Here is a 14522-nt window from a genome sequence, read left to right on the forward strand (position 1 = left end):
TTGGAGCATGAAAGCCGCCTCGCTGGGCAGCTGGAACCGGCGCATTCCCTCGCAGTTATACGCATGATCGGGGGAGGAAGATGGCAGGAAGCGCAAGCAAATATTCTTCGAAGCAAAGTGAGTTTCTGATTGGGCTTGCGCGTGGCGTCGGGGGTGCCCTTCTCTTTGCGCTGCCCATGTTCATGACGATGGAGATGTGGTTCCTGGGCTTCTACATCTCTCGCGAAAAGCTGCTGCTGCTTTGCGTGCTGAACTTGCCCCTGCTGTTGATTCTGGCCAAGCGCGTCGGTTTCGAAAAGACCTCCTCCTGGAGGGAGGCGGCCCGCGATGCGATTACGGCTTACGGACTGGCCATCGTCGTCAGTGTCGCGATCCTCGCGCTGTTCGGCATCATCAACGACCAGATTACAATGAGCACAGTAGTCGCCAAGGTGGCAATTCAGGCCGTTCCCTCCAGCATCGGCGCGCTGTTGGGCCGCAGCCAGCTGGGAATGCATTCTGAAGATGAGGATGAAAGCGAAGAGCCGGAAACGGAGACAGGCTATTTCTACGAGCTCTTCATGATGATGGTCGGCGCACTGTTTCTGGGTCTAAACGTTGCCCCGACCGAGGAGATGATCCTGATCGGTTACAAGATCACGCCCTATCATACATTGCTGCTCGTTCTCTTGTCCCTCGGCCTCATGCACGGCTTCGTTTATGCGCTTCATTTCAAGGGCAGCCACGCCGAGCCGGAGGATAGCGTCTGGTGGCACACATTCATTCGCTTCACGGTGCCGGGATATGTCCTCGCCTTGGGTATCAGCGCCTATTGCCTTTGGACTTTCGAGCGGCTTACCGGCACGTCCGCGTCGCAGATGATCGCTGCCATCGTCATTCTCGGCTTTCCCGCCGCCATCGGCGCGGCTTCCGCACGCCTCGTCCTATGAGCAGATCATGACCAAATCCTCCCCAGACGGCCACATCGAAACATCATCGCCCCACTGGATCGAGTCGGTCACGGGCATCCTGTCCGTATTGCTCGTCTCAGGCCTTCTTGGCTGGATCGCATGGGATATCTACCGCTATGAGGATGATGTCGCCGACTTCGAGCTCTTAGTAATCTCCGTACAGCGCTCCTCAAACAGCTTCCGTGTGAACTTCGATATTCACAACACGACCCAATCGACCGCGGCAAAGGTGCATGTCGTCGGTAAATTGCAGTCAACGAGCGGCGAAGCCGAGACCGCCGATGTCACCTTCGATTATGTGGCATCGGAATCGCACGATAATGGCACGCTGTTTTTCACCCGCGACCCGGCGCAAGGAAATCTCACACTGAATGTCGTCGGCTTCACGGAGCCTTGAGATATGGGATAGATCATCAGCCGCAGAAATCGCGGCTGATGATCAAACGTCAATCACTACGCCTCAAGCCAGCGCAGCTGTTCGGGCGTCAAGGTAATGTCGAGTGCGGAAAGGCTGTCTTCCAGCTCCGCAATCGTGCGAGGGCCGATCAACGGGATGACCGGGAACGGTTGGGCGATCACATAGGCAAGCGCAATGTGGATCGGGTGGCGGCCAAGTTCTTTTGCAAGCTCGATTGCCCGGTCACGACGCTCGAAATTGCGTTCGGAATACCAGACGCGAACGATCTCCTCATCGTCGCGCTTGTCGCGGCCTGCCCTGTCGGTGAAGAAACCGCGGCCCTGGCTGGACCAGGCGAAGTTGGGGATTTGCCGTTCCTTGGCCCATTCCTTCCACGGCTCGTCCGAGGCCGCCACGCATCCGGCCCAGATCGGGTCCAGCATCTCGGCCAGCGAGAAATTGTTGGATAGGGCAGCAGGTGCCGCCTTGCCATTTTTCTGAGCGTAGGCGATTGCCTCATCCATGCGCTGACGCGTCCAGTTCGAGCCGCCGAAAATGCCGCGAATGCGCCCGCGCTTTACCTCGGCATCCATGGCATCCACGAACTCGCCCACCGGCACATCCACATTGTCCCGGTGCATGAAGTAGACATCGACGTAATCCGTCTTCAGCCGGTTAAGCGACTGATCCAGTTGCTTGGCAATCATGTCCGGATAGCAGAGCGGAGAATGCGCTCCTTTGCCGATCAATACGATTTCTTCGCGCGGCACATTGCGGCTGGTGTGCCAATCACCAAAAATTGCCTCCGTCTTGCCGCCGCCATAGACGAAGGCCGTATCGAACAGATTGCCGCCTGCTTCATAGAATGTATCGAGCGTCAGAGATGCGGAGGCGAAGTTCGGGAAGAACTCGAAACCGAGCGCAACCACGGAGGCCGGCTTGGAAAGGCCGGGGATCTGCCGCTTCGGCACGGCGTTGCCGGGCGTTACCTCGCCGCCCGCAATGTTGAGCAGCCGCTTGGTGGCGGTTTCCACGCCGTATTCGAGACCGACTGAGGCACGCCATTGATCCATGACCCGCAGATTGCCAAGCGTGTCTGCCCAGCTCATGCCGGGATAGGCAAACTCCTGCGCGCCATTGCGAATGGCCTCTCCCGCCGCATCCACTTCGAAGGAATAGAGCCAGCGATCCTCGGCAACCTCGATTGTCTGCCGTTCTTCCTTGCCCTTGAAGACCTCGATCTTGCCGACGCCGCCTTTGTGGCCTGCGGCAAACCAGAAATCCTGCACTTCGATCCGGCCTTCTGAGCCGATGATGCGCAACACATTGTCCTGATTGGCCATGATGGAGCAGGAGACTTCCGCGATGATCTCATTGGGGAATTTCAGCACCGCGGAGGCCCACTCATCCACGCCGGATTGGCCGAGATGCGCGACACCGGCCACCTTGCTCGGTTCCAGAAATGGCTGGCCTGCAACTGCCCCGGCAATGAGGCGGGCCATCGAAACCGGATAGCCGCCGACATCGAGAATGCCGCCGCCTGCGCTGTCATTGGCAAACAGGCGATGATCTGCGCGGAAGCTGCCCATGTTGAAACCGAAGCTGGAACGGATGATCCGCACCTCTCCGATAGTTCCGCTCTTGACCAGTTCCACGATTTTCGCCGTCTGCGGATGCAGGCGGTACATATAGGCCTCTCCGGCAAACACGCCTGCCTTCTTAGCCTCATGGAAGATCGCATCGGCATCGTAAGCTGAAAGCGCAATCGGCTTTTCCACCAGCACATGTTTGCCAGCGCGGATTGCCTTGATGGCCCATTCCGCGTGCCCCGTGTGCGGCGTGGCGATATAGACCGCATCGATTTCAGAATCTGATAGCAGGGCGTCATAACCGTGAACGATCCTTGCGCCGGGAAAGCCTTCGCTCAGGCCCGAACGTTCCGGGTTTCGTGTCGCGATGGCCACGAGCTTTCCCGTGGTGGAATGGGCAACACCTTCGGCAAAGGTCTTGGCAATTGTGCCGGGTCCGATGATGCCCCAGCGGACAGGTTGATGGTCGGGCATGATATTCCTCATTTGCTTTTCAAGTCTTGGGGAGTTGTTTCAGCGCAGGCGTTTGCCATCGCTATCGAAGAGAAAGGCCTTGTTCGCCGGAACAGAAACCGTCAGCCGGTCAAGCTTGCCGACATGCCGAGATTCCGGCCGCTCGACGATCAGCGGCAGATCACTTGCCAGATGCGCGTAGACATAGCTCGTATTGCCCAGATGCTCGGCCACATCGACCTCGACCGTAAGATCGGCTGCACCATTGCCCGCATCCGTGAAATGCTCCGGGCGAATGCCGAGCGTGACGCTTGAGCCTTGGCCCGGACGGGCGCTGATCGGCAGCGTCAGTGAAAAGGATGGCGCATGGTCGAGTGTCACGGTGACGCCTTCCGCGCCCTCGCTCATAACCTTACCCGGCAGAAAGTTCATCTTGGGAGAGCCGACGAACCCGGCGACGAAGCGGTTTTCAGGGTCATCATAGAGATCGAGCGGCGCACCGACCTGCTCGATATTGCCTGCTCTCAGCACCACGATCTTGTCCGCCAGCGTCATCGCCTCGGTCTGATCGTGCGTTACATAGATCATCGTCGTGCCCAGCTGCTTGTGCAGCTTGGAAATCTCCACGCGCATTTGCACGCGCAATTCCGCATCGAGGTTGGAGAGCGGCTCATCGAACAGGAAGACTTGCGGCTCACGCACGATGGCGCGACCGATGGCGACGCGCTGCCTCTGCCCGCCGGAAAGCTGCTTTGGCCTGCGCTTCATCAACTCGTTGATCTGCAGGATTTCCGCAGCGCGCCGCACCCGGCCTTCCGTATCGGCCTTCGGGTTTCCATTCATCCTGAGGCCAAAGGACAGATTGTCCTCGACTGTCATATGCGGGTAGAGCGCATAGGACTGAAACACCATGGCGATGCCCCGGTCAGCGGGCTCCGCATCGTTGACCACGTTGCCGCCGATGCTGATTTCTCCGCCGGAGATGTCCTCAAGCCCCGCGATCATTCTTAAAAGCGTGGACTTGCCGCAGCCCGAAGGGCCGACGAAAACGACGAATTCGCCGTCCTTGATCTCCAGATCCGCGCGGTGGATGACCTCCAGCGCACCGTAATTTTTGACGACGTTTTTGAGTGAAAGTCCCGCCATGCGGCTCCTCCCGGATTACTTGACGGCACCGGCAGAAATGCCGGCGATGAAGTGGCGCTGCAAGAGCACAAAGACGACGAGAATGGGCGCGGTGAGCAGCATGGCGCCCGCCATGATCCCGCCCCAGGAAACCTTGGTCAGCCCGATCAGCGTGCCCAGCGCCACCGGCGCCGTCATCATTCCCGGTCGGGAATTGATCAGCAGCGGCCAGAGGTAGTTGTTCCATGAAGCGAGGAAGAGAATGATCGATAGCGCCGCCATGGTGGGACGCGCGAGCGGCAGCGCGATGCGCAGGAATATCTGCCACTCCTTCACCCCTTCCACCCGCGCGGCATCGAAAAGCTCACCCGGCATCATGGAAAAGGACTGCCGCATGAAGAGCACACCGAGCGAGTTGAACAGCGGCGGCACGATGAGCGCGACCCATGTGTTGGCAAGCTTGAACTCGCGCGCCACCATGATGAATTGCGGAATAACCACCACGGCATAAGGCAGCGTGATCGTCCCTAAAATGATGGCAACAACGAGCGAGCGCCCGGCGAAGCGATAGCGTGCCAAGGCCCATCCGGCCATAGAGGTCAGCATGACGGAGAGAAAGGTGTAGATCACCGCCACCGTAATCGAGATGAACATTGCCCTCAGGAAATCCGTATCCGCCTGAAGATTGCGGAAGTTTTCCAGAAAATGTGTGGAGGGAATGAGCTCGATATTGGGGCTGAAAATGCCGTTATCCGGCATGGTGGAAAACACGAACATCATCCAGAGCGGAAACAACCAGATCAGGGCCAGCGGCGTCAGCGCCGCGTGCAGCGCGATCTTCTGCCAGAGAAGCGATCTCGATTTCGATTTCATTTCTGCTCCCTCCCGAACCAAAGATTGAACAGCGATATGAAGATTGCGAGCGCCGCGATCGTATAGGCGATGGCAGAGGCGTAACCGAAGTTGAGCGCGGTGAAGCCCTGTCGATACAGGAAGATGCCCAGCGTTTCCGTGCCTCCGCCCGGCCCGCCCCTGTTGGTGATGAGGAAGGGTTCGGTGAAGAGCTGCATGGTGCCGATGACCGAGAGCACGAGGCAAAAGATGATGATGGGCTTGAGCAGCGGCAGCGTGATGTGGAAGAACTGCTGGCGCTTGCTGACGCGATCCAGCCGCGCCGCCTCATAAACATCGCCCGGAATGGATTGCAGCCCGGCCAGAATGATGATGGCGTTATAGCCCGCCCAACGCCATGTGACCGCGATGATGATCAGCGCCATGGCTGCTGTTGCATTGTCGAACCACGAGATCGGCGGCAGGCCGATATTGATGAGTATCTTATTGATGACGCCGAAATCCGCGCTGAACATCAGGCGAAAGACGGCGGCGTAAGCCACCTCTCCCACCACGACGGGTGCGAAGAAAGCAAAGCGGTAAAGCGGACGGGCTTTCAACAATGGCGAGTTGAGAAGAACCGCCATCAGGGTCGCAAGCGCAATCATCACCGGAACCTGGATAACCAGAATGATCAGCGTGTTGTAGAGCGCGTTGTAAAATGCCGGATCGCCGATCAGACGGCCCCAATTCATCGACGGGGCGAGGCGCCACGGATTGACGCGCGTATTCTGGAAGGACAGGAGAAACGAATTGATGATCGGCCACAGCCAGAACGTGGTGAAGATCAAAAGATAGGGCGCAAGAAACGCATAGGCGACCCTGGTCCTCAGCGGCATCTCAACCTCCCGAAGCATGATGATGGAATTTTGCCGAGCGGCCCGGGCGCCCCGTGCAAGGGGCGCCCGGCTCTGGTTCAGCCTGGGAGATTATTGTGCGGTCGTCAGACCCGTTGCCGCTTCAATCTGCTTTGCAGCATCATCGAGTGCCGTCTTGGCATCGGGATAGCCACCTGCCAGATATTTGGTCTGCGTTGCGCGATAGATGCCTTCCGCGTCCGATTGGAACGCCGTGCCTCGGCTGGGGACGATTTTAGGCAGCGTTGCCAGAATATCAGCCCAAACCGCCTGACCGCCCCAATATTTCTGAGGCTCTTTCACGAAAGGATCATTGACCGCCGAAAGAAGTGACGGAACGAGACCGAAGGATTTCAGCATCGTCACCTGCCCCTCATTCGACAGCAAAGCGTAATCGATGAATTTCCAGGCGGCTTCCTTGTTTTCGGAAACGGAACTGATGGCGAGCGAAGAACCGCCGAGATTTGCCGCGTGCGGGCCATCCGCCGTCAGGCTCGGCATTGGATAGACGCCCCATTTGCCGGAAAGATCGGGCGAATTGGAACGGATGGAGCCTTCATACCAGCCGCCATACATCTGGCTGGCAACCTTGCCTGCCGTGTTGGCCTGAATCTTCTCATCCCAGATTGCCGCCGTGATGATACCGGCGTCCTTCATTTGCTTCAGCTTTTCCAAGGTCGCAACGCAAGGAGGCTGGTTGATGGTGATGTTCTGGCCATCTGTCGAAAAGTAACCGCAGCCCTGTTCATTGGCCATCATGCGGAACCATTCGCTATCGCCGTTGAAGTCAGCCTGCGTCATCACGGTGCCGGGATTTGCCTCCATCACCTTCTTGCCTGTGGCGATGAAATCATCCCATGTCTTGATGGTCGCCGGATCGACACCAGCCTTCTCATAGAAATCGCGACGGTAGAACACTGCGACGGGACCAGAATCCCACGGCACAGCGTAGGCAGCGCCATCTACTTCCAGTTCGGTGCGCTTGAATTCAGGGAAGAGTGCCTGTTTTTCAGGCGTATAACCCAACGCCGTTACATCCGCGAAGCAATCAGGAAAGCGACTCCAGAAGACTTCCGCTTCGAAGTTTTCGACTGTCACGATGTCCGGCAGCCCTTCTCCACCAGCAGCACAGGATGCAAGTGCCTTATCGTAGACCTGGTTGTTCCCGAGGTCCTGAACCTCGATTTTGATATCCGGATACCTTTTGTTGAAGCCTTCGGCAGCAGCGCGCAGCGACGATGCAGCGACGTCCCAGCTCCAGATTCTAACTGTGGTAGACTGCGCAGAAGCAGGCGCGGCTGCAAGCAGGGCAAGCGACACCGCAGCGCCTGTGATTTTAAAGCACATTGAAAACCTCCCTTTTTCAATTGCCGTTCTTAAGCGAACATGCACAGATTAGCCGTGTGACGAAATCTGTCTCGTAAAAAGGGAACGTGAAATTGTCGAAAAGTAAGATCGCCGAAAGAGCTTTCTACCAGCCGGGCGCAAGCAGCATCGAAGGCTGGCCGACGACCCTGCAATTCTTTTACGCCCACCCTTCCATCATGCTCATGCCGCACTGGCACGCGCAGGTGGAGGTGAATTACGTCATGTCAGGCAGTGTTCACTATCGTATGGGCGACCATACTTTTCGCATGAAGGCCGGGCAGATGTGCCTCTTCTGGGGTGGCCAGCCGCACCAGATGGACGAGTCTTCCGACGATTCTTTTTACGCCGGTGCGCATCTGCCGCTCTTCCATTTCTTCCGCATGCGTCTTCCCTCCGCCGTCTCGGCCATGCTGATGGGCGGGGCGACCATGGTGACCGACATCACCGGCAAGGCGGATGAGGAAAATTTTGCGCGGTGGCGGCGCTATTTCAAATCAGGCGATTCCACGAAAGCGGAAAACGCCGTGGAAGAACTGATGCTGCGGGTGGAGCGCATGTTCATGGAGCCCTATAGCGTCGTTTCATCAGCGCCATCCGCACAGTCTGCAAACATTCAGGAAAGCGCGGCCACCGGTGCCGTCGTGAAGATGTGTGACTATATCGCGGCGAATTATCTGGAGGATATAGACGCGACCGACATTGCGCGCGCAGCGAATCTGCACCCCAAATATGCGATGAACGTCTTTCGCAAATCGACGGGCATGACGCTCATCAAATATCTGACGCTTCTGCGCCTCTCTCGCGCGCAGGCCATGCTGATAAGCGGAAAAGACAATATTCTAAGCATCGCCATGGAAAGCGGCTTCGGTTCCGTCAGCGCTTTCAACAAGGCTTTCCGACAGATCGCAGGCATGCCGCCTTCCGGCTTCAGGCGCGGCTCAAGCGGCTTTTTTCAATGAGTTACGGCGGTGGAACCGCCAGCCTATCAAAGCCGTTCTTGTGGCTGAAAAGACCGCTGCAGAATCCTTACCAATAATTAACTGTTGCGTACCGGGCAAACATGGCTATTTTCCGTGCTGCGCTGCAACATGCATCTCTCCACTGTAGCGCGGTCGCATTCTTTTCCGGCGACGGCTCCCGCCGCCGGCATATTCAGTGTCCATATTCCTAGGGAGATTCTTAAATGACGATATCCGTCTCCAAGCCTTCCACCGGCAGCAAAACAAGCGCTCCGTTCGCAGGCAAAATTCTTAACGCACGCAATGCCGCCGGCTACACGGTCGACCAGCTTGCACTGACCTGCGGACTGACTTCGCAGGAAATCACCGCTCTGGAAACCGGAGCAGACAGCGATCCGATGCGCATCAAGCGCGTTGCCACCGCTTTGCAGATTCCTCTGCCGACTCTGATGTAATCTTTGTAAACCGTCTTGACCGGCGGCATTTGCGGCAGAATTGAGTTCCCGCATTTGCCCCGGCCACCCCTCATTTCTTCTAGTCATATCGCCTCTTCACATTTCGGTTATCGCGCACCACATGGGGCTCAGCACCTGAAATGCAGGAAATAGCGCTGCCCGCTCGATCAAGCCCGGCAGCAATCACCACGAGGCGAGCGCGATGGCTCTGACGAACGAAATGGGTCTCTCCCGACATGAGGCTGAGACCGCTGGCCTCTGGCCGCCCCACCGCAGCGATGTCTTGAGTTGGCTGGTAACCGAAACCAGCGATAACCGCTTCATCGACGTTATCTTTATCGAACTGTGCGAGAGACTGCGAAGCCAGGGCATGTCGCTTGCACGCGCATCACTTCACTTTCTTGTCGAACACCCGCAGTGGCGAGGTGCACGTATTCTCTGGCGACCGGGGCAAGAGGAAGCTGAATTCTCCACCTATGCTTATGGCTCCGAGACAACTGCCGGATATCTGGGCAGCCCGATCCATGACATTCATCTGGGAGCAGCCGAAGTAAGAAGAAAGCTCGACGGGCCACTCGCCGCAAAGCTCGATCATGAACTATACGAAGAGTTGAGAGCCGAAGGCTTCACGGATTACGTTGCATGGCCTCTTCAACACACATTCGGAAAACGTCATGTCGTGGCTTTTTCCAGCGACAGGCCGGGCGGTTTTTCGACCTCCGAGATCGAAACGCTTCAAAGTCTTGTCCCGGCAATCTCTCTGGTATCGGAGATTCGATTGAAAAATCGCATGGCGCGGACGCTTCTGGAAACCTATGTCGGACCTCACGCCAGCCAGGAAATTCTCGATGGCGCCACCCGCCGCGGCAGCGGCACCACGGTTGGCGCTGCAATCCTGATTTGCGATCTGCGCGATTTTACCCGCATTTCCGACATGTGGCCGCGTGACGACGTGATCGAACTGCTGAACGGCTATTTCGACGCCATGTCCGAGCCGATCGAGAAACACGGCGGCGAGATTCTGAAATTCATGGGAGACGGGCTGCTTGCGATCTTTCCGCTCAGTAACAAGAATGCCGGTTCGGGCTTGATCGCCGCCATCCGCGAAGCACAGGTGGGGCTGGAGCAACTGAACCAGAGCAATATCCAGAAGGGTCACGAGCCGCTTGGATATGGCATCGGCGTTCATGTCGGCGATGTCATGTACGGCAATATCGGCTCAAAGACGCGGCTGGATTTCACCGTCATCGGCCCTGCGGTCAACATCGCCTCAAGGCTGGAAAGCCTGACCAAACTCGTGGGCAAACCCGTTCTGCTTTCGGAAGATTTCGTCAGTAAGCTTTGCAGCAGAGATGAGTTCGAGAGCCTTGGGGCCCAGCAACTGCGCGGCCTGGAGCAGCCGATCAACGTCTACTCGCTTCGTCCACTATGAAGACACCGGCGGCACGAAATGCCGCCGGGATCTTTTTTTAAACTGGAAATGCGCGGATGTTTCCGTCTCAGATCGAGCGATCCGAAACGGGGCCAAGCCACTCCTTCGGATTGCTGATGACGACGCGGCTTCTGATATCGCCAGCATTGGCGGCAATCAGAATTTCGTATTCACCCGCTTCCGCCCGGAAGGACTGCGCATCGATATCGAAGTAGCTCAGATCGCGCGGCTTGATCGTCAGCGTTGCCGTGCCGGTCTCGCCGGGTTCCAGCTCCAGCTTTGCGAAGGCTCGCAACTCCTTTTCGGGCCGTGCGACGGTCGATGAGGCGGCCTTGACATAGAGCTGCACGACATCCGATCCGCAACGTGCGCCCGTATTAGTCAGATCGACCGTCACGGCGATGCCTTCCGGCAGCATCTCGCGGGAAGATAGCGTCGGTTCGCTCCATGTGAAGCTGGTATAGCTGAGGCCAAAACCGAAGGGGAAGAGCGGCGCAATCTTGGCTGTGTCATGGTGACGATATCCGACGAACACGCCTTCGCTATAGCGAACATGGCCGTCGACGCCAGGATAGGTGAGCTTGTCATCCGTGATCGCGGAATTGTCTTCAAGCCGCTGCAGGAAGGTCTGCGGCAGACGACCGCCCGGCTCCGCATCGCCGAAAAGCACATCGGCAACGGAATTGCCGAGTTCCTGCCCCGGATACCATATCTGAAGAACCGCGCGAACTTTGCCAAGCCACGGCATCTCAACCGGTCCACCTGTTTGCAGCACAACCACCGTATTCGGATTGACCGCCGCAACCGCCTCGATCAATTCCTCCTGCCGTCCCGGCAGACGCAGGTCTGGAAGGTCGAGACCTTCCGTATCCCACTGCCCATCCCTGCCGACGAACAGCAGCGCGACATCGGAAGACTTGGCCGCATTGACCGCCTCTTCGATGGCCGCTTCGCCAAGCGGCTTCTGCACGCCAAAACGGATCGCCGTCAGGTGAATGCCATCCGCCGTGGCGGCGGGAGAGACATATTCGACCACGACCTCATAGGAACGACCCGCCTCCAGCGAGATGGAGGCGCGCTGCTCGTCATTGGCAGTGCCGAAATAATTCTCGCCCTTCTGCCAGCCGTCATAGCCGTTGACCAGAATTTGACCGTCGACAAACAGCCTGGCCAGACCGGCATTGGTCATGCCGAAAACATGATCGCCGCTTTCTTCGGGTTTGAAGGAGGCAGTGATGCGCGCTGAAAAGTCGGCAGCGTCCAGTTCTGCCGAAGGCAGATCGAACCAGAAGAACTCTCCCTTATCCGCCTTTTCGACGTGGATGGGCTGGCCTTCCAGCGACCGTCCCTTGAAATATTCAACGGTCATGTCCGACGCAAAGACGTCGATCAGGCGATTATTGCTGCAGCCGACAGCATGGCGAACACTGTTGGCGTTCGATAGCGCCGTTCGGATACCCTCCAGCGGGCTAACGGTGTAATGCGCCGCGATCTGCGCGCTTCCGCCACCCATGACACGGGCCTGTGCCGCGTTCGGCCCGATGACCGCGATGCTTTCCAGCGATGTCTTCGCCAGCGGCAGAACGCCGTCATTCTTCAAGAGAACCGAGCCTTCTGCGCCGATCTTTCGGATCAGTTCACGATCCTCCGGCGTGTCGAGCGAGCTTTCGGTCAGGTCCGGCTCCGTCGCAAAAGCGCCGACCCGTTCCAGAAGCGTGAGGATTCGGCGCGCGGCCTCGCGAACCGTCTCGGCTTTCACCTTGCCGTCCTTCACCGCCTGTACCAGCTTCTCGCCACGATCACGCGTGGGCCCCGGCATTTCGAGATCGAGCCCCGCACTCACCGTTTCCACTGTGGAATGAGAACCGAACCAGTCCGACATGACGATGCCATCGAAGCCCCATTGCTCGCGCAACACCTGCGTCAAAAGCCAGGGATGCTCACTTGTATAGGTGCCGTTCAGCCGGTTGTAAGACGACATGACGGCCATGACGCTTGCGTCCTTCACCGCTCTTTCGAAGGGTGGAAGATAGATTTCGCGCAGCGACCGCTCATCCACGTCGGATGACATCGTCTGCCGCTCGATCTCCGATTCATTGCCCGCGAAATGCTTGATCGTCGCCGCCACGCCCTTGCTCTGAACGCCTTGAATATAGGCGACGGCAAGTTCCGCCGTCAGCAACGGGTCTTCGGAATAGCATTCGAAATTTCTGCCGTTCAAACCCGAACGATGAATATTGACGGTGGGTGCCAGAAGGACGGATGCGCCCTTGCTCTTTGCCTGCGCCGCGAGTGAAACGCCCATGCGCTTCACCAGTTCGGGGTTCCAGCTGGCTCCCAGAGAAATCGCGACGGGATAGCATGTGGCTTTCACCCCTGCGACCAGCGAGCCCGCGCCACGGGCGCCATTCGGCCCATCCGTTACCTTGATCTTCGGAACACCGAGACGTTCGACGGGAACCGTGGTCCAGAAATCGGCACCGGCCAGAAGTGACACCTGCTCCTCAAGCGTCATGTCGTTCAGGATACGCTCAATCATGATAACTCCGATTGTTTTGTCTTCAATGCGGGGCAGACAACGAAAGTGCCTGCCCGCTATTCAGCTTCGCCTTCAGCGAACGCCGCGAACCGGCGCGATTGCGATTGCGCCGAGGAATGCGCTCAATGCCGCAGCGGCATAGAGCACACCGTAATTCTGCCCGCCCATATTGCCGATGCCGAGAAGCAGCGGCGCGACGGCAGGTGCGATGGATTGCGGCACGGCATTGGCAATGTTGAGCACGCCGAGATTCTTGGCCGCATGGGTTTCACGATCCGGCAGAACATCCACCACCAGCGCCTGATCGACAGCCATGTAAACGCCGAAGCCGACCGAGGCGACGGCAATGCCGCAATAGAACAGGTTCAGATCGGTGGCGAAGACGATGATGAGAATGCCAAGCGCATAGGTGGCGGCAGCCAGCAGCACGAAAACCTTGCGACGCCCGGACACATCAGACAGGAAGCCGGAAAGGAAAGACGAGCCGACAACACCGATCGTCGTGATCAAGGTGGACATGAACATGATGTCGCCGATGGATGTTTCCGGCACTTTCAGGTGGTCCATCAGGTAATAGACCTGATAGGACGTCAGCACCGCGAAGCCGAAGAAGACCAGAAAGCGGCTTAGCCACGCATAACCGAAATCCGGATGCTTTGCGGGGTTCACCCAGAAGCTTCCCAACAGTTCCCGCATCAGCGGCGCTTCCGGTTCGGCGGTTGGCCCCTCCAACATGCGATCCTTGATGGTGAATGCAAAGACCAGCACCGCGACCAGACCGATGATGGCCGGAATGAGGAACATGGCATTGCTCACCGTTCCCGTCAGCGAAAGAATCGCGCTGCCGATCAAGAGCGCGACGTAGACCGACATGCCTGCAAGCGCAGATACCAGTCCACGCTGCCGCTCCGGCACCTGATCCGGCACGGTTGCCACGAGTGCGGCCAGCATGGCGTTATAGGCAATCTGGATGACGCACCAGGCAAGACCGATCATGACCAGACTGCTGGAATACGCCATTGCGATTTGAGCGACCGTGCCGACGAGTGCGCCGCCGACAAGCCAAGGCTTGCGGCGCCCGAAGCTCGATCTTGTGCGATCCGACAACAGGCCGAAAACCGGGTTTGCAATCAGCGCACACAGCGCGCCGAAGCCAAGGATGGCCCCGAGGCTCGCGCCTTTGCCGACGGGATCGAGCGCCTTGACCCGAACCGCCAGCGTCATGGCAACGGGCGTCATGACGGCGGTGTAAAAGCCGAGATTTGCGATGGCATAAGTGATAATGAAAGGAAGACCGGCGGGCGTTTCGATATTCGTATCGTCAGTGCCGGCGAGAGAATTGCTCTCGGCAATGGTCATCTGGCGTTCTCCAACTTCATGTCGAACTGCGGCTTATGGATAAACCGCTGTTAAACCTATTGGTTACTAGGTATTGTCTTCAAGTCAAGCGATCCGCTCACTCTTTAGCGCCACCTAAAGGATGACAATCGCTGAGATATCGGGTTAG

General features: G+C 57.9%; 12 protein-coding genes. 5 read left to right on the forward strand and 7 right to left on the reverse strand.

The genetic code is table 11. From position 1 onward, the window contains the following. The first annotated feature begins 80 nt into the window (after positions 1-80). Both CFBP5473_RS17765 and CFBP5473_RS17770 read left to right on the forward strand, forming a co-directional pair. Positions 81-929, forward strand: a complete 849-nt coding sequence (locus CFBP5473_RS17765) for a TIGR02587 family membrane protein (RefSeq protein WP_027674135.1) — start codon at positions 81-83, stop codon at positions 927-929. 7 nt (positions 930-936) lie between these two features. Next, complete coding sequence (locus tag CFBP5473_RS17770) at positions 937-1347, forward strand: TIGR02588 family protein (RefSeq protein WP_027674134.1); 411 nt, start codon at positions 937-939, stop codon at positions 1345-1347. A 56-nt stretch (positions 1348-1403) separates the two neighbouring features. On the opposite strand, the gene CFBP5473_RS17775 is transcribed toward CFBP5473_RS17770, so the two are convergent. The 5 genes from CFBP5473_RS17775 to CFBP5473_RS17795 form a co-directional block, all read right to left on the reverse strand. Beyond that, complete coding sequence (locus CFBP5473_RS17775; RefSeq protein WP_027674133.1) at positions 1404-3410, reverse strand: aldo/keto reductase; 2007 nt, start codon at positions 3408-3410, stop codon at positions 1404-1406. A gap of 39 nt (positions 3411-3449) precedes the next feature. Further along, positions 3450-4535: an ABC transporter ATP-binding protein gene (locus CFBP5473_RS17780; protein ID WP_027674132.1), complete on the reverse strand. Its 1086-nt coding sequence runs from the start codon at positions 4533-4535 to the stop codon at positions 3450-3452. A gap of 15 nt (positions 4536-4550) precedes the next feature. Further along, positions 4551-5387, reverse strand: a complete 837-nt coding sequence (locus tag CFBP5473_RS17785; protein ID WP_027674131.1) for a carbohydrate ABC transporter permease — start codon at positions 5385-5387, stop codon at positions 4551-4553. Further along, positions 5384-6244, reverse strand: coding sequence for a carbohydrate ABC transporter permease (locus CFBP5473_RS17790; protein ID WP_027674130.1), 861 nt, complete (start codon positions 6242-6244; stop codon positions 5384-5386). Before CFBP5473_RS17790 ends, CFBP5473_RS17785 begins: the two co-directional genes overlap by 4 nt. A 90-nt stretch (positions 6245-6334) precedes the next feature. Further along, positions 6335-7609, reverse strand: a complete 1275-nt coding sequence (locus CFBP5473_RS17795; protein WP_027674129.1) for an ABC transporter substrate-binding protein — start codon at positions 7607-7609, stop codon at positions 6335-6337. An 86-nt stretch (positions 7610-7695) separates the two neighbouring features. Here CFBP5473_RS17795 and CFBP5473_RS17800 point away from each other — a divergent pair, with 86 nt between their 5' ends. The 3 genes from CFBP5473_RS17800 to CFBP5473_RS17810 all read left to right on the forward strand — a co-directional run bounded on the left by CFBP5473_RS17800 (position 7696) and on the right by CFBP5473_RS17810 (position 10476). Next, on the forward strand, positions 7696-8589 hold the full coding sequence (locus CFBP5473_RS17800; RefSeq protein WP_169696900.1) for a helix-turn-helix domain-containing protein: 894 nt from the start codon (positions 7696-7698) through the stop codon (positions 8587-8589). Positions 8590-8813: 224 nt separating this feature from the next. Further along, positions 8814-9044 (forward strand): helix-turn-helix domain-containing protein, encoded by a 231-nt coding sequence (locus tag CFBP5473_RS17805; RefSeq protein WP_027674127.1) that lies wholly within the window; start codon positions 8814-8816, stop codon positions 9042-9044. Between the two features lie 202 nt (positions 9045-9246). Further along, entirely contained in the window at positions 9247-10476 is a 1230-nt protein-coding gene (locus CFBP5473_RS17810) for an adenylate/guanylate cyclase domain-containing protein (RefSeq protein WP_037170723.1), read from the forward strand. A gap of 67 nt (positions 10477-10543) precedes the next feature. Here CFBP5473_RS17810 and CFBP5473_RS17815 read toward each other — a convergent pair whose 3' ends face one another. After that, on the reverse strand, positions 10544-13027 hold the full coding sequence (locus tag CFBP5473_RS17815; protein ID WP_413228983.1) for a beta-glucosidase: 2484 nt from the start codon (positions 13025-13027) through the stop codon (positions 10544-10546). A 60-nt stretch (positions 13028-13087) separates the two neighbouring features. Continuing rightward, the gene (locus tag CFBP5473_RS17820; protein WP_027674125.1) at positions 13088-14374 is read right to left on the reverse strand and encodes an MFS transporter; all 1287 of its coding nucleotides are present in this window, start codon (positions 14372-14374) and stop codon (positions 13088-13090) included. Positions 14375-14522: the final 148 nt, after the last annotated feature.

The organism is Agrobacterium larrymoorei (assembly GCF_005145045.1).
Lineage (GTDB): Bacteria > Pseudomonadota > Alphaproteobacteria > Rhizobiales > Rhizobiaceae > Agrobacterium > Agrobacterium larrymoorei.